Source organism: Flavobacterium fluviatile (assembly GCF_010645065.1).
In the GTDB taxonomy this organism is placed as follows: domain Bacteria; phylum Bacteroidota; class Bacteroidia; order Flavobacteriales; family Flavobacteriaceae; genus Flavobacterium; species Flavobacterium fluviatile.
Genome location: NZ_JAADZW010000011.1, coordinates 1 through 17,794 on the forward strand (window position 1 = coordinate 1; position 17,794 = coordinate 17,794).

Sequence of the window (17,794 nt, forward strand, 5' to 3'; positions counted from 1 at the left end):
TTTTTGGGCTTTTTAAAAGAGCTCAAATATTTTTCAGAATAACTTTTCAACTTACACAGTTAGTGAGACACTACCTAAAATAAAAGCATTCAGAAATCAATTTAGAGTAGTAAGGAATATAGACTTCTTCTTATTCAGATTATCTAATCTTTTTGCTTAATCCCCAACTTTTGCACCTGATCCCTAATGCTGCAGCAGAATCTTTCAATGCAAAAATAAAAGCTTTTAGATCCCAATTAAGAGGTGTTAGAAATGTAGAATTCTTCCTTTTTAGGCTAACTAATATTTATGCTTAATTTTTCAATCCCACAGGTTTTCGTATTGATCCCCATTTTTCAGAACAGGTACACCGATAGGTACAGTTTATCGTAAAAGCAAAAAAACCTTTAAATCGTGAGATCTAAAGGTTTTTGTTTTTTGAAGATTTCTTTCGAAATATCATCAAGCGGAGAAAGAGGGATTCGAACAAAAATTCTGCGTCCCGCTTTTATACTGCATTTCTAATATTTTTTCTGTTTTGCGCCACGATTCTGCCACGGACTTTTTATGCGTTTTTATGCATTTTGAAAAGTTCCGGAGCAAATTATCCGTTTAAATTTAAGTTGTAATTCTTAATTGATTCTAATACAAAAGTAAACCTTTTTATTACAAACTGCGACAAATATTTTATTACCTTTTAAGTAATTTAAATAGAATTGAATTATATTGGCTTTTTGTGTCACAAAGAAGATTCATTTCAGTTCAAGTAGATAATTCGTTTTTCTTAATTTTCATTGAGGCCACCTTAACTTTTTGTCGCAGAAATAGTATCAAGTCCAGTATAGGTTTTTCCAGATTTGTCTACACCTACCACCACGCTACCACCAGGCTCACCATCTAAATGGAACTGAATATTTTTGGAATCTTTCCACCATACTCCAAACGTATGGTAATCTTCATTCCATTTTACATCTTTCAACGGATTTACGTCTAGTAAACCACTTTGATTGAAGTTTCCATAATTTCTAATTTCTCCTGGCGTTTTTCCCGAATCAGCATGAAAATATTGTGGATTCATTTGGGTGGGAAAATTGGGTTGACAACCGCATGATGGTTTTGAATTATTCTCAATAATGTCTGTTAGATAAATTAGGCAATATGGTTGACTTTCTTTTGACAAGAAAAAGACAAAGAATGAGCGCTCAGTCTTTTTCAAGTTTCCAAGTTCTAACCCAATCCACTTTCATGGTATTGATACTATTATCATTCAGATCTGATTTTGAAGCTAATCCGCCTAACCACGTTTCATCAGCCGTCCATAAATCAAAAATGATTTCTAAATCTCTAGTAAACTCGCGATCGGTATAGGTTTTTCCAGATTTGTCTACACCTACCACCACGCTACCAGCAGGCTCACCATCTAAATAGAACTGAATATTTTTGGAATCTTTCCACCATACTCCAAACGTATGGTAATCTTCATTCCATTTTACATCTTTCAACGGATTTACGTCTAGTAAACCACTTTGATTGAAGTTTCCATAATTTCTAATTTCTCCTGGCGTTTTTCCCGAATCAGCATGAAAATATTGTGAATTCATTTGGGTGGGAAAATTGGGTTGACAACCGCATGATGGTTTTGAATTATTCTCAATAATGTCGATTTCATTCCTATTATAAGAGTCTCCATTGTTTAACCAATAGGTATTATATGCAGAAATATGAGCCGATTTTATTCTTGCTTCAGTATACATTGGATAGCTAATTTTAGTTCTTGAATGTATTCTAGCAGTTTGAAACCATCTTCCATCAGGATTACTCTCGTTTAAAGTTGCTTTTATCCATAAATTACCATCAGTAACACCAGAGTTGCTATTTGATGTTGACATGAAAACGGGTATACCGTAATTCCATGTAGATTTATACCATTTTGTAGCATCCCAAGCTGTAAATTCATCAGACATGTCTTCCTGCTTCACCCATTTCATGTCAGATGGAGTTGTATTTGTAATTGAAACAAATGAAGGATAATTTGGATCTATGTTTTTGAAATCTTCTGCAGTGGGGCCTTTAATTAGGGTATTAATCGTTATGTTTACTTTTGCAGTTGCTTTGTCTCCATTTTTATCTGTTAAGGTATACGAAAAACTATCGGAGCCGTAAAAATTTATTTTTGGAACATATTCAAAAATACCGTCTTTAACTTCTATTACAGTACCGTTGCTAGCAGTAGATAATAGGCTATAATCATCTCCTTTACCTCCATCTTGACCGATATTATCATTTAAAGAAACATTTACCTGATTGGAAGTTCCAGTGCTGCTGTTTTCATCAACAACAAGGACATCGTCTTGAGCTGTAGGTTTGGAGTAATCAGGAATAATGTCTGACTCAGAACTATTGCTGCTACAACTACATAGATACACTAGAGATGTTATAGCTATAAGTAAAAATTTTGTTTTTTCTGTAAGGGCGTGTTTAAAAATCATTTTATTTAATTTAACTAATTAATCCTAAAAGGATATTTTTTTATTGTTGAAAATATAAGAATTTCGCTTCGTATTTTAGGATTATTATATTTATAGTTTAGTAGTACAAAATTGGTTTTGTTAATTTTAAGCACTTTTTGACAAATGAATGAAGTGCTATTTTTTAAGTAGTTTAGAATTTCGCTATTTTATTTTAAAACCAAATTGTCTTTAACCTCTTAGTTCTAATTACCGAATCAGAGATATGTGGTTAAAGACCAATTTAGAAATTATTCTTTTATTAATTTTCCAGAACCTGCATCTGTAGCGATGATATAGGTTCCTTTAGATAAATCCGATACATTTAATGAACTAGTTGCTGCTGTTTCTTTTACTAGGGCACCTGACATACTTAAGACTTTATAAGTTTTAGTTTCTAAGTCAGCATTAAAAGTAACTACTTCAGTAGCTGGATTTGGGTAAAAAGCGACAGTGTTTCTGTTTGTTTTTTTTGTACTTAAAGTTTCCGTTACACCTACTACGTAATTTACATAATTTTGATCGGTTGAAGGATTAGATCCAACAATTTGCAGAATATAATTATATCCTTGTACATAGCCAGGAGTTTCAGCTATAGGTAATGTGCCAGTAGGTAAACTGATAACAACAGTTGCGGCTCCATTGGTAAAGTCTGCTGCGGATAAAGTTTTTAAAACAGTTAAATTATCTGAACCCCAACCCAATGGTGCTATTCCGAAACCAGATCTAGAGAAATTTATATATATAGTATTACCAACTGAAGGATTAGTAGCGTCAAAATTAGTAATTTCAATAGTTATTGTTTTGGCAGTTGTATTATCAAAAGTATAGTTAGGAATTCCGCCCCAGGGATAACCAGCAAAGCTACCTGGCTTAGAAACATAGGTATTGCCTCCGTTCATTGTTGTAGAATAATAAACTTGTGCAGTCAAATTTGTAGTGCTTATACTTAAGCCAAACATAATTAATAATAATGTAATTTTTTTCATGGTTTTTTTGTTTTAGTTGTTAATATTTTGAGAAAAGCATGGCGTATATGCTTTTATTCTTTAGTAAGATTATTGTTTAAATTTTCTTTTAAGTAAATTTGTTACTCGACAAAAACTAGACTATAATGAAAGTAAACTACTATTTATATAAACATTTCCCATGAATTATAAGTTTTTTTATTATACTCGTTAAACGCTTGAAAAAATCATGCAAATAGTTCTTAGTTAAGGGGAAGGGGATAACTAAATGGTTCTGGACAGAAAGTATTGAGTGTTTTACTTTTTAATAAACTTTGCTGCCCCTATTTTCTTGTTTTCTTTTAAAAAAACGATATAATAAATCCCTTCTGAAAGTGAACTCACATTAATTCTAGCACTACTAAGGATTTCTTTTTTTACTAATTTCCCAGCACCATCATATATCATTGCAGTCGAGTTTGATTCGTTTGCATACGTATTTTTGATTGTTAGGGTGTCAATAACTGGATTAGGATAAATTGTTATTGTATTGTCGTTTTCGAAAGTTTTTGGATCTACTGATAACAGATTAGTACTAAAATTATATACTTGTAATGCTACTGAACTCACATGACCACCTGTGTCAGGTAATTGTACTGCTATTTGATTATTTGCAGTAACAAGATTATAAGGCACTGGAATTTCTAGAACGCCAAAAAATCGATCTCTTTCTGCTTGGTCATAACCGCGGAAGTTAGTTGGCACAGGGATAATAGTATTGTTCACTTTGACAATCGGACTTAAAGATTGTCCATGATCTCTTCCTAAACCAATTCTTAATACGGCATCTCCATAAGTGCTTTTCTGAACGCCATTTACACTAAAATTAATAGGCTGATTTGCGCTAATAGGTTGCAAATAGGTCGTTGCAAAATATTTAGTTTCGTCGCAAGTTTCATTAATTGTTATGGCATTGGCAAAGGTATACTCTAAAATAATAGTTGATTCGGCACCCAGTGTAACTGATGTTAGTGGTGATGGCACAGTACTTTCTTCTAGTGTAGCGAAGTTATTTATAAGAGTTAATTGTTTTTTGTTAATGCTTGTAATGGCAGTATTGTTGATGTTAAAAAGGTTTAAGTTTACTTTAGTTGCTTGGAAGTTTAAATTGTTTAGAATCACATAAGCCTTATTACCATCGATATAGGTATTGGTTAAAACATCTAAATTATCCGTCTTACTATATACTCGTGTACCTTTAACATTTTTCCATAATTGATAAAATTTTACCAAGTCCGTATAAACCCATTGTCCGGTATAACTCGCTGGTTCATTTGCTTTTCGCATCAAACGATGAGAATATGGAACTCCATTATACATTCCCCATTCCGCTTTGGTAACTACAAATGGAATAGCAAAATCAATAGTATTGGGTCTTTCAAGAAAAGCCATTAATTGGGAATTCATGGCTTTTAAAATCAACCAATCTCTATAAGAACTCCATTGACTGTTATTGTAATCATGAGTTTGAGCTCCGTATTCTGAGATTACATAGGGTTTAGTAACACCAAATTTCATTACGCTATACTGGTCCATCATATCAAAAGTAGCCTCAATATTGCTCCCGGAACGCAATTGTTTTTTTCCGTTATTGATCGATGAAAAATCATAAAGGTGTAAAGACCAAAAATCCATTTTGCTTCCGGCAACGTCCATAAATAATTTATCGCGATTGTTCCAACGCTGAAAATTTCCTACTTCAAATTCAGGAAAAGCATTGGTGTAACCCCCGATTTTAGCGTTTGGGACCTGTACTCTAATGGCATCAGCAACACCATTATGAAAGTCGGCTATATCTTTTATCGATTTAGTGTATTCTTTTAATCCTCCTAAAAGGTCATAATCAGGTTCGTTTATTACTTCAACATATGTAGGTTTCTTTTGGCCTGTAGTACCATCACCACTAAATGCGTTGATGTAACGCCCCATATATTCACCCGTTGCAGTGGCATTGGCTAAATACCAGCCAGAATTAGTGGGTTGATGATCTGTTCCAGTCCAAAACGGATGCAATTGAGCACATAAAACTAAACTCTTTCTATTTTCGTATTGATGAAGGTTGGTTTTTTGGGCATATTGACTTTTACTGTAATTTCCTAGAGAAGTGATTTGAGTAGGATTCGCAAAACCAGGTCTGGCAGGATCTTGATTTAATTGATTTTTTAATACATAAGTAATTCCTCCTGTATCTCTTCCTAGGTACACATCTAGGCCATTTAAAAATTCATTTCTTAAATCGGGCGAAACATTATCGCCATCCCATTCAGTTTCTGTTTGATTGGCATGCGTTGTTATGAATTTTGAACGATCAAAAGTAGAGATGCCTCCTACGGAATGTTTCACGTTAAGTTTTAGATTTACATTTACTTGCGCATAAGTAGGAAAGGCACACGCTAGTAGTATGGCGTAACGAAACACTATTCGTTTGTTTCTTTTCATGGTATTTTGAGAGTATAAAAATAGCTTGTATTAGAAAGTCTGTTTGAAAGCAAGGGCAGTAAATAGGTAAATTATTTACTGCCCCTTGCACTTATTTGTTTAAAATTATCATTACTAGTTACGGTCTTAATTTAGCTTCACTAACAGTAATGTCATCGATATAGAATTTTAAAGCAGAGGAGTTACCTTGGTTGTCACTTCTAAGCATAAAACTATAATCAGCAGTTGTATTGATTTTTACTAGTGCAGAACTGTAAACCCATTTTCCAACTGCAAAATCTGCTGAGAATCCAGGGTTTGGACCTATTCCCCAGTCTGTATTTGGAGTAAAGTATAATCTTAAATCAGGAACAGAGGCTTTGTCACCTAAGCTTTCTACATAAACCCATGATCCCATAGAATAGGTTTTGCCAGCAGTAAGTCTAAAAGTTCCTTTATCGCCACCATGATTATAACCTAAAATCATACCGCCACGAGCATCTATTTGAACGGACAAGCTTTTTTTGCCGCCATGTGCTTTTGTACTTGTAACCGCCGATGTAAATTTGTTCCACGGAGCTCCCCAGCCAAGATATACCCAGTCAGCACTAGTTGAAGTTTCAAAACCATAATCAAAAGTAGTTGAAGCTAAAATATTAACGGATTTGAAAGATACAGCAACATCTGTAAATGAACTAGCAAAAACAGCATCTGCAGTGGTTAACGATCCTTTTGTGTATGATACAGTAATAATATCGTCGTTGTACAAGGTTTGCCCAGCTAATTTTAAAAGAACAATATTACCTTCAGTTGGGCTTATTGTCGCACTAGAAATAGTTACAGGTAGCGTAGCACCAGATTTGTTTTTTAATGTAACAGAAAAATCAGATGCTTTTAATGTTTCAGCATTCATTTCTCTACTGTAATTCAGAGCTATATTTCCTTGATCGTCTATTACTTGAGCGTCATCCATGGTAACTGGGTCAGTCGATGGAATTACGTTGATAAAATCTTTAAGCATTACTGTTGCTTCACCAAATGGGCGAGGGGTATTGGCTTTGATAGTAAATCCAAATGTTCCTAGTTTTTTATATCTTACATCTACTGTTTTAGTATCAGTTGTTGATGTCGCAGGATCTCCTCCGTCGATAGTCCAAAGATAGGCTTCTGGTTCCCCTTCAGTAATCAAAGTATATCTAATCGTTCTTCCTGCTAGTACTTCATTTTTTGCACCATTAACTACATTTAGTTCTGCTCCTAAAGTACCGTCTGTATTTAAATAATTTGCTTTAACAACAATGCTTATTGGAGCTAAAACGGTTACTACTATCGTAGTATCTAATACTTTGGCAACAGGATTTGTGCTTCCTGTAGTATAAGCTTCTCCTTTAAAAACTTGATGTAATTTTACTTCATGTTTTCCAACAACGTTAAATATAGCTTTAACATTCTGTTCCGTTGAAGTAACGTCATTGTCAGAATCTACAATGTCAACAACGCCTTCTGGAAAAGTCCAAAGTCTTGACTCAACCCCCGCTGAAATATCTCCAAAGGTTTCGTGGCTACCTACCCTAATTTTATTTCCATAGTCCATTTGTGAACTAACAATAATTCTGCTGTTGGCCTCATTCAAATCGATAGAATCATAAATGTCACTACATGAATATAACCCTATTGCAACAAGAAATAGTGCAATTACTATTTTAAGTTTTGTTTTCATAATTTAAGTGGTATTGAAATTAGTTGTTTAATTGACTATTTGTTTGTCTCTCAACCGATGGTATAGGGAAATAATCATTTTTAGCTGGAGTATAAGTTACAGCAGCATTCTTGAAATCATCCCTGATTCTTTCTATAATATACAATGGTGCTTTGTTAGCTATAGTTGTAAAATTTTTCACTCTCCAATTTTCATCTGCAAGTAATTCAGTGAAAACAGATTTTGCAATTCCCCATCGTACTAAGTCTTTCCATCTATGACCTTCAAAAGCCAATTCAAGCGGTCTTTCTACTCTATGAATATGTGTTAAAACATTTTCTTTTGTAGGAGGTACTAAAGGTTGATTACCATGTACTTCTTTGCTTATATGTAATTGTGGAAACGTATTACTATTTGTTGCTAAATATTGTTTTAATGTAATTACACCCGCACGAGTTCTAACAAAATCAATATACTTAATAGCTTCATTTACATCGCCAGTGCTGTTAAGAATTGCTTCAGCATACATTAAATAAACATCTGCCAACCTAATTTGCCTGCAGTTAATTCCGCTTCTAGAGTTTCCGTCCTCGTTAGCCAAATGATACCAGTTAGTATATTTCTTAACATAGGCACTTTGACCATAACCCCAACCTTTTAATTCAGCTACATTTCTTAAATAATATTGTCCTTCAAGATTTTTTGGGGCAATAGTAGCAGTAAGACGTTTAGACTGTAAATTAGTAGTGTTTATTGGATTTGTGACATCTACCGCATCATTAGTGTATAATTCGTGTAAGAAATAAGATGGCAATATCGTATTAAATCCACCATAATTTAATTGCGCTAGCCCTACAGCTAAATTTGAAGCTTCTGCTCCAGCTGCATAAGGTGTGTCGTCAACATTACTTCCGTTAGCACCTGGATTTTCAGTTGCACTATAGGCAACTTCAAGAATTGACTCACTATTAAATTCGTGCTCTTCATCAAAATTATCCATGATATTCGCAGTCAGGCTATAAACACCTGAATCAATTACACTTTTAAATTCAGTCGCAGCTGGTCCCCATTGTTTGTCAAATAAATATACTTTTCCAAGTATAGAAGTAGCGGTACCCCAAGTAACTCTACCTAAGTCTTTACCAGACCATGTTTCTGGCAGATTGGCTTTAGCAAATTCCAAATCAGGAATGATAATTTGGCTATTAACCTCTGCGATTGAGCTAAATTTCACATTAAAATCTGCTTTTGTTTGCGGAACTTCTGTATGAATAACAGCTCCTCCATAAGTATTAGCTACTAAGAAATAGAAGAAAGCTCTTAAGGTACGGGCTTGGCCTTCAATACTTTCTTTTTCACCGGCAGCAAAAATACTTGGGTCAGCAGATTGAATTTTTTCTATTACTTGATTGGCTCTAAATATTCCAGTGTACAAATTTGCCCATTTGTTAGTAACCGCTTCACTGGCATCGTTAAAAGTGAAATTTCTGTAAGCATAGGGTCTGTACCAAGATTCAGTACCCCCTAAGTCTGCCATAATTTCATCTTCAATTAGGCCATTACCGCTTATTGATTGAAATTGTAAAGCCCCATAAACTGTAGTTAAGGCTGACTGAAAATCTTTTGTAGTTTTCCAAAAAGTTTGATTTGTAATTGTATTTGGATTTACCTGAGTCAAAAAATCCTCATCATTACAACCTGAAGTAAGTAAAACAGTGCATATCGCTAATGATGCTAGTTTTACTTTTATATTTATTTTTCTATGTATCATTTTAATTTAATTTTAAGTTGTTAAAATTTAACCTGTAAACCAAGCACAAATCTTCTCGAAACAGGATAACTACCGCTATCTACACCACGTGTACTGATTCCATTTCCACCAACTTCAGGATCGTAACCAGTATATTTTGTAAAAGTGAAAGGGTTCATACCTGTAACATACAATCTTATTTTACTTATTCCGTACTGAGTCATAAGCAATTCAGGTAATGAATAACCTAAAGTTAAATTACGAATTCTGAAGTAGGTACCATCTTCTAACCAATAATCAGAACTTGCTCTAACGTTATTGTGATAAGCATTTCCTCTGTCTGAAGGCACATCAGAAGTAGGGTTCTCAGGAGACCACATAGAATATTGGTCTAAATGTCTTCCTTGTGTGTATGCAAAATATCTTGAACCATTGAATAATTTAGCTCCGTAAGAAAAATAAGTCTGAATTCCAAAATCGAAACTTTTGTACGTTAGATCTAAATTCAACCCTGATTCAAATTTTGCCTGACCAGAACCCGCATATACACGGTCATCGTCAGTGATTTTATTGTCACCATTTTGATCAATGTAGCGCATATCACCCAAAATTGCACTTGGTTCTATTTTTTTGTACTCAAGTAAAGTTGCGTCGTCTTTTATAACACCTGCATTTTCTAGTAAAAAGTAAGCGCCAGCTTCATGACCTACAGCAAAGAATGTAGTAAAATCTACAGCATTCCCTAATGAATTGGTAGGACGTCCGTTACCATAACCTCTTTCAATGCCATCAAGGTTAGTTATTTCATTTACGTTTTTAGTAAAAGTTCCAGAAATATTATATTTGAGACCATTTCCCATTTGGTTTTTATAGCTCATTGCTAGCTCAATACCTTTGTTAGTCATATTTCCAGCATTGACAATGATTGGGCTATACACATCGACTGCGTTGGGATTGTACGTACCACCAGACGCAGGAGTTTGCTGAGGCAATAACATATCTTTTTTGTCATTCTTGTAGATATCAGCAGTAAAAGTTAACTTGTTTTGAAACATAGCTAAATCCAATCCAATATTATTTGAAATACTTGTTTCCCATTTTACATCTGGATTAGAGAAACGTCTTTGTATAGCTCCATTTGCTAATGACTGATCTGAACCAAATAAGTAATTTACACCTGACTCAATTTGACCCGCATACGTATATGGAGGGATACTTTGGTTACCTAACTGAGCATAACTTGCCCTTAATTTTAAGCTGTTTACTACTTTGTTGATAGCACCATCCTTGAAAAATTTTTCTTCAGATATATTCCAACCAGCAGAAACACCCGGGAAAGTACCGTACCTGTTATCAGGTCCAAAGTTTGAGGAACCATCTCGTCTAATACTAGCTGATATTAAATAACGATCATTGTAGTTATATTGTACTCTACCTAATAAACCACTAATGCTATTTGTGTAATCATAACTTGTTGGTTTTGTTCCTGCCTGACCTGAACCTAAAGAAGGCGTTTCATTGCTTAATAAACCAATTACACCTACACCAACTTGTTTCGAATTGTATTCTTCGCGTGAAGCTACTCCAGTAAAGTTGAAAGAATGTTTACCTAAATTTAATTTATAATCCAGGATGTTTTCTATAGTAGATCTGTCTGTAAAAGTGTAATCTTCGTTCAATAATGCATCCGCTCTTGAGGCAGTTGCATTATATGAGCCATCAAGACCATATACCAATACTTGTGGACGGAAAAAAGACCTTCTATAATCCCAATTACTTTTACCTATATTTAATTTATAGGTTAAGTTTTTTACTATTTCATATTGTAAATTAACGGCAATATTGCTTGATGTAACTTTTCTTTTGTCAACATTTTGTAATTCTCTTGCCAAATAGCCATAATAAATAGCATTTTCTACAGGATAATCAACACTAGACCCGGATCCCTGTACATCGCTTAATGGAATTTGCCATGGTCTTTGTCCAATAGCATATTCATATAAAGACCATGGTTCTTGCGTTCTATTTTCTACAGTCATCCCCATACTTACAAACGCTTTGAATTTACCTTTTGTAAATTGACCATTAATGCGGTTACTTAATCTATCAAAATCAGAGTTAATTAAAATTCCTTCTTGGTTATAATAATTTGAATTAAAATTCAATGTTAAATCCTGTGTTCCACCAGAAACACCTAGTCCGTAATTAGTAATTAAAGCATTGTTGTTTTGTACGTCGCCAACGTAGTCACTATCATAGTCTAAAAGTTCTGGTGTTGTAATAAAAAAAGTTGGTAACTGGCTAGACAACATTGCCTTTGTTGTATAATCCTCAAACAATTGCTGCTGAGTGTTCATTAAAGGTGTACCTGAAGTAATATTTTGGATACCCGAATAAGCATTGAAATCTATACTAATTTTTCCCTTTTTACCTCTTTTAGTAGTAATCAAGATAACACCATTTGAGGCCCTAGTACCATAAACGGAGGCAGCAGCACCATCTTTTAATACGTCTAATGATTCAATTTGATCAGGTGAGATATTTGGGTTGCTTTGATAAGGAATTCCATCCACTACATACAATGGTTCTAATGAACCTGTCAATGAACCAACTCCTCTAATTTGGATATTAGTTGCTTCACCAGGACGCCCACTAGCAGCCTGAACGTTAACCCCAGCAATTTGGCCTTGTAATGATTCTCCAACATCTGCTACTGGAGCTTTCGCAATAAGGTCTGCCTTTACGGTAGCAACAGCACCTGTAACCTCTTTTTTCTTTTGAGTTCCATAACCTACGACCACAACTTCATTTAAAATTTGCGTATCAGGCTGCATCTGAATGTCTAACTTTTTAGTAGTGCCAACAGTTCTTGTGAGTGTTCTGTATCCCATAAATGAGAAAACTAAGGTTTGTTTTTCACTCACCTCCATTTCATAGCTTCCATCCATATCTGTAGAGGTACTAGTTGTAGATCCCTGGATTTTAATTGTTACCCCTGGTATTGGTAGCCCACTTTCATCTTTTACTTTTCCAGTAAGTTTGTTTTGTGCACTCACATCGAATGCACAAAGAAACAAGAGAAAAAACATTATAAGGAATGTCTTTTTCCAAAAGTTATACTCTTTTTTCATAAAGTTTTGGTAGTTAAATTAATTGACGGTTAGTTTTTTTTTTTTTTTGATAATGAAATTTTAGTCCGGATTTTTTATTGATTTCGTATTTTATCGATTGCTAAATTACTTAAATGACATTATCAATGGTTTTTTTTAAACTAGATATAAACTGAACAGACATGCATTTTTTTTAGTAAAATAAGGCGTTTAACAACTGAACTAACTAAACTAGACACAACTATATCTTGACAAAACTCAATTTTTGATAAAATACTGCTTATATAGTACTATTTTGTCTGGATTTTTTCAGTTAAAGAATAACTAAAAATAAACTCGTAAAATTAAATTTGGTTTTTATATAAATATTTGATGAATTCAGGTTAATTTTTAGAATTGAGGTTGTTTTATAGTTATTAGTATTAAGTTTATATGCGTTTTGCAGTTGATTTTGGATTTTATTTTTATGCCAAGATTCTGCGTTAGATTATTTCCTCATATAGTTGACGCACATTAAAAAGATTTTAATTGCTAAAAGGTAAAAAGACAGTATATATCAGTTTAATTTGGATTATTTGTCTCCTATTGTGTAGTATGGATTAAAGTGAAGCAATAAAATCGGCTAAATTTTCATTTCTATCCAGCTTAAACTTTTTGCGTAAACGGTATCTTGAGGTGTGTACGCTTTCGAAAGAGATACCTAATAGAGAGGACATATCCTTGCTGGAAAAATTAAGCTTTACCAAAGCACATATTTTGAGATCAGTTTGCCCCAGATCTGGATATTTCTCTTTAAGGTTTTTATAAAAACTTTGGTTCACGGCAGTAAATCGGGCTTCGAATTCTTTCCAGTTACTTGCAGAAGAACCTTGAATAGTTTTTAGCATATTGTTTATAGAGGTGCTGTCAATATTCTCTTTGTTTTCGGTAATGCTTTTCTTTAGTTTTTCTATAAATTCCTCTTTTTCAATTAGCTGTAAGGCAGATGACGTGAGTTCCTTATTTTTTAATTCTAAAATCTCACTATTTTTTATCAGCTCTAACTCCTGTTTTTTTGCTAATAATTCTTTTTCGGCAAGATGCTTTCTGCGAATGTTTTTAAACAGCTGATGCCCGTAGATTATTAAAAATAGAATTACAATTATCATGATTGTCGATTTGAGAAACCAAATATTTTCTTCGCTTTCCAGTTCTTTTATATGCTGTTCTTTTAATAGTTCTTTTTCCTTTTGCTTTTGAATGCGGTATTTGTCATTTATTTCAAATAAGTGCTGATTGTTCTTGCTTTTTCGGCCAAATATTTTATTATTCAATGTCATAGCTTCATTTGCATGAAAATAAGCAAGTTTGTACTTGTTGCTTTTAGAGTAAACTGTGGCCAGAGCAGTATGATCCATTAATTTATAATTCGCATGGCTTTTGTATATTTTGGATAAGGCTAATGATTTTTCTAAATAAATTTCGCTCTGAGTATAATCTCCTTTCATTTTATATACATTTCCTAATAAAGAATTGATAATAATAAGGTAGGATTTGTCGTTTTTTTCAAAATAATTTTTTGCCTCTAGTAATTTTGAAATAGCGGCATCAAACTTTTTATCAGTAGCGGCAAGAAAACCAGCTTCGGCCTCGATATAGCCATTGTTGGCTTTGTTTTTTGTTTTTTGTTTGGAGATATAGCAGCTATCAAGGTAAATTTTGGCCATTTTGTAATTCCCATTTACACGATAAAAATTTACTAATGCAAAATAATCGCTCACAATGTATCCGTTATCCATTTCATTTGCAGCAACGAGTTTTTCTTTTAATTTATGAGAAAGGGTAAAATATTTTAAGGCTTCATCATCCCGTTGGTAAAAACTATAAAGCCAGCCCAAAGCATGGTATATAGTGGCTTTGGAGAAATCGTCTTTAGATTGGTCAGCAAGTAATAATGCTTTCCAGTACAAATCGTAGGAATTTCCATAATCGACACTATGTCCGTATAAATCGGCAAGTTCGCTTATGCTGTGTATTAAGTTGAAAGTGTCTTTTTCTATCTTATATTTTTCAATACTTTTTTTGTAATAATAAATGGCTTTTTTCGAGTCAATATATTTTATGGCTTTGGCTTTTCGGAGGTACTCATTTTCTTTATATGTTTTCTGGGCGGTTGTCGAAAATGAAAAAAAGAGTACAATAAGTAGAGTAAAATACTTTTTTAAATTCAAAGAATGAATGAATTCAAATTTCTTTGGTTTTTTTCTTTTTACGGGTGCTTGTCGGTTAAATAGGAATTTCATAAATCTTGATGATTAAATTTAAATGAAAAAAATGTAAGTTAATGGGGTTTGCTTATAGTATTGTACTTAATAACAAGTGCAATATAAAAATTGTCTAGTTTATTTTGTGTGCAATACCTCTCGATTTTAGCAATGTTCAGTTTATGTCTAGTTGCTTATATGTTACTATATCTCTTATTATCACCATATTTGCTAATGTTGTTTATTCATAAAAAATAAAAGGTTTTTATATGTATTGTGCTATTTAAATCTATTTAAATTATGATATATATAATTTTATATTAAAAGACAAATTTGTTGCGAAATGAATTTGTGAAATAAATATACTAACGATCATTGTTGCTTAATGTAATCCGATACTTAATTTTTTATTTGGATTGTCTATTTGATTATTCTGTCATGTTCAGAATAAAAGAATAATGAAACTCAATAAAAAAACACAAATAGTTAAAAGAGAAACAATCTCTTTATAGTTAATTAAAAAAAATAGAGTGAAAAAGAATTTAAAAAAGAAGAGGTATAATGTACTGAAAAAGATTTCTTACGGAAGTATATTGTGTATGGCTTTATATGGTTGTACAGCTTCAAAAACAGACGGGACTAGTTCTGATTTTAATTTTGACTGGAGGTTTAAATTCGAAAGAGCAGAACAGGCGGGTGTGAATAACTGGGAAGAAATTAATTTACCGCATGATTGGAGTGCCACTTTTAGTTTTGACTCTATTAAAGGAGAAGGAGCTACTGGATATAAAGTAGGTGGAATTGGTTTGTATGAAAAAGATTTTTCACTAGGTAAAGAATCCAATACCTTACATTATATTCTTTTTGATGGAATTTATAATAACAGCGAAGTTTGGTTAAATGATCAAAAGCTGGGTGAGCATCCTTATGGATATTCTCCATTTTATTATGACATCACTCCTTATATAGGTGATAATAAAAATACGGTGAAAGTAAAGGTAGATCATTCAAGATACGCTGACAGCCGCTGGTATACAGGTTCGGGAATTTATAGAAATGTAAAATTAATTGCCAAAAACAAATTGCACGTTCCTATTTGGGGTACTTATATCACAACTCCTGCAGTTACAAAAGAAAAAAGTGAAGTAAATGTAGAAGTTAAAGTAAAGAATGCTTTTGATACGACTCAGGATTTTGAAGTAGTTGCCGAAATTCTAGACGCTACTAATAAGAAGGTAGCAGAAGAAACGACGAAACTTAGCTTGAATGCAGGAAAAGAAAAAGAACTAGCGCTAAGAACAACTATTGCAAATCCTGCTTTATGGGATGTGAATTCTCCCAACCTTTATCATGCAAAAATCACGATTCGACAAAATGGACGATCGGTTGATGAAACGATTACGACTTTTGGTGTGCGTACTATAAAGTTTGATGTTAACAATGGTTTTTATTTGAATGGCAAAAACATGAAAATAAAAGGAGTGTGTTTGCATCATGATGGAGGATTGGTTGGTGCTGCTGTGCCTAAGGATGTTTGGAGAAGACGTTTTGTGAAGTTGAAAGAAGCAGGAGTAAACGCGATTCGTATTTCTCATAATCCAGGATCGGCAGAATTTATCGATTTGTGTGACGAGATGGGATTTCTGGTTCAAGATGAGTTTTTTGACGAATGGGATAATCCAAAAGACAAACGCTTGAATATGAAAGAGAAGTCGGTAGATTACATTACACGTGGTTATGGCGAACATTTTCAGGACTGGGCAGAACGTGATTTAAAAAACACGATGTTACGCGACCGAAATCATGCTTCAATTTTTCAGTGGAGCATTGGTAACGAAATAGAGTGGACATATCAAAGATCAGTTGATGCAACGGGTTTCTTTAATATGAATTGGGATGGTAATTATTTCTGGTCTATTCCACCTATTGGTCCAGAAGAAATTAAGAGAAGGTATGAAACCAGTCCAAAAGAAAAATACAATATTGGTGAAACAGCTCATAAATTGGCAAAATGGACGAGAGAAATGGATACAACCCGATATGTTATTGCAAATTCCATATTGCCATCGGTTAGTCATATAAACGGTTTTGGAGATGCAGTAGATATTTTGGGCTACAGTTACCGTCGCGTAATGTATGACTACGGACATAAAAACTATCCAAATAAAATTATAATGGGTACTGAGAATTTGGTACAATGGCATGAATGGAAAGCCATATTGGATCGTCCGTTTGTATCTGGAACTTTTTTATGGACTGGAATTGACTATTTGGGAGAATCTAACAAAAGATGGCCAAAAAAAGGAACTGACAGCGGTATGCTTGATTTTGCGGGATTTGAAAAGCCTTCTTACCACATGATGAAGTCGCTATGGAATGATGCACCTGAATTATACATTGCTACCCAAACAGAAGAAAAATCAAATTATAAAGTTGATGAAAAAACAGGGCAGCCTGTTGAAAAGAAAAAAGGTGCCTGGGAAACAGCGCTATGGGTTTGGCAAGATGTAAATGAACATTGGGAGTATGCAAACGGTACTAGAACAATAGTAGAAATTTATTCCAATTGTGATGAAGTAGAATTGTTTTTGAATGAAGTGTCTCTTGGGAAGAAAAAATTGGCAGATTTTGAAGATCATATTTACAAGTGGTCTGTTCCGTATCAGAAAGGTACACTTTACGCTAAAGGCACTCATAAAGGAAAAACTGTTGAAACGAAATTAATAACGCCTTCAAAACCCCATGCTATTAAGTTGACAACGGATAGAACATTGATAAATGCAGACGGTTATCAAGTGGCTCACATTGTAGCTCAAGTTGTTGATGCTGATGGTAATCCAATAAAAACCTTTAATCCTGAGATTAGCTTTACGGTTGAAGGAAAAGCTAAAGTTCTAGGGATTGATAATGGTGCAGTTGGAAATGTACAGGATTTTCAGTCTAATAAAATTATCATGAGTCAAGGAAGATGCCTATTTATTATACAATCCAAAAAAGACCAAACTTCAAATATTATTATAAAAGCAAAAACAAGTAATCTAGAAAGCAATACAATAAAAATTACTCAAAAATAAACTAATT

At 33.5% G+C, this 17,794-nt stretch carries 10 protein-coding genes; 2 read left to right on the forward strand and 8 right to left on the reverse strand.

The features are described from left to right. Window positions 1–170 precede the first annotated feature (170 nt). Window positions 171–296 carry a transposase gene (locus tag GXM17_RS12385; RefSeq protein WP_244307398.1) on the forward strand — a complete coding sequence of 42 codons (126 nt, stop codon included), beginning with the start codon at window positions 171–173 and terminating at the stop codon, window positions 294–296. Window positions 297–784: 488 nt separating this feature from the next. Here the strand turns inward: GXM17_RS12385 and GXM17_RS12390 are convergent, their stop codons facing one another. The 8 genes from GXM17_RS12390 to GXM17_RS12425 all read right to left on the reverse strand — a co-directional run bounded on the left by GXM17_RS12390 (window position 785) and on the right by GXM17_RS12425 (window position 14,752). Further along, on the reverse strand, window positions 785–1,057 hold the full coding sequence (locus GXM17_RS12390) for a hypothetical protein (protein ID WP_208796437.1): 273 nt from the start codon (window positions 1,055–1,057) through the stop codon (window positions 785–787). A 124-nt stretch (window positions 1,058–1,181) separates the two neighbouring features. After that, window positions 1,182–2,468 carry an Ig-like domain-containing protein gene (locus tag GXM17_RS12395; protein ID WP_144219268.1) on the reverse strand — a complete coding sequence of 429 codons (1,287 nt, stop codon included), beginning with the start codon at window positions 2,466–2,468 and terminating at the stop codon, window positions 1,182–1,184. 269 nt (window positions 2,469–2,737) lie between these two features. Then, entirely contained in the window at window positions 2,738–3,475 is a 738-nt protein-coding gene (locus GXM17_RS12400; RefSeq protein WP_163399648.1) for a T9SS type A sorting domain-containing protein, read from the reverse strand. A 276-nt stretch (window positions 3,476–3,751) separates the two neighbouring features. Next, a complete protein-coding gene (locus tag GXM17_RS12405; RefSeq protein WP_163399649.1) occupies window positions 3,752–5,932 on the reverse strand; it encodes a T9SS type A sorting domain-containing protein in 2,181 nt (726 codons plus the stop codon). 118 nt (window positions 5,933–6,050) lie between these two features. Then, the gene (locus tag GXM17_RS12410; protein ID WP_163399650.1) at window positions 6,051–7,631 is read right to left on the reverse strand and encodes a hypothetical protein; all 1,581 of its coding nucleotides are present in this window, start codon (window positions 7,629–7,631) and stop codon (window positions 6,051–6,053) included. Window positions 7,632–7,650: 19 nt separating this feature from the next. After that, window positions 7,651–9,381, reverse strand: coding sequence for a RagB/SusD family nutrient uptake outer membrane protein (locus GXM17_RS12415; protein WP_163399651.1), 1,731 nt, complete (start codon window positions 9,379–9,381; stop codon window positions 7,651–7,653). Window positions 9,382–9,401: 20 nt separating this feature from the next. Next, window positions 9,402–12,416 carry a SusC/RagA family TonB-linked outer membrane protein gene (locus GXM17_RS12420; RefSeq protein ID WP_208796438.1) on the reverse strand — a complete coding sequence of 1,005 codons (3,015 nt, stop codon included), beginning with the start codon at window positions 12,414–12,416 and terminating at the stop codon, window positions 9,402–9,404. A 653-nt stretch (window positions 12,417–13,069) separates the two neighbouring features. Further along, window positions 13,070–14,752, reverse strand: coding sequence for a tetratricopeptide repeat protein (locus GXM17_RS12425; RefSeq protein ID WP_144219274.1), 1,683 nt, complete (start codon window positions 14,750–14,752; stop codon window positions 13,070–13,072). A 491-nt stretch (window positions 14,753–15,243) separates the two neighbouring features. Here GXM17_RS12425 and GXM17_RS12430 point away from each other — a divergent pair, with 491 nt between their 5' ends. Further along, complete coding sequence (locus GXM17_RS12430; protein ID WP_244307393.1) at window positions 15,244–17,787, forward strand: glycoside hydrolase family 2 TIM barrel-domain containing protein; 2,544 nt, start codon at window positions 15,244–15,246, stop codon at window positions 17,785–17,787. The last annotated feature ends 7 nt before the right edge of the window (window positions 17,788–17,794 follow it).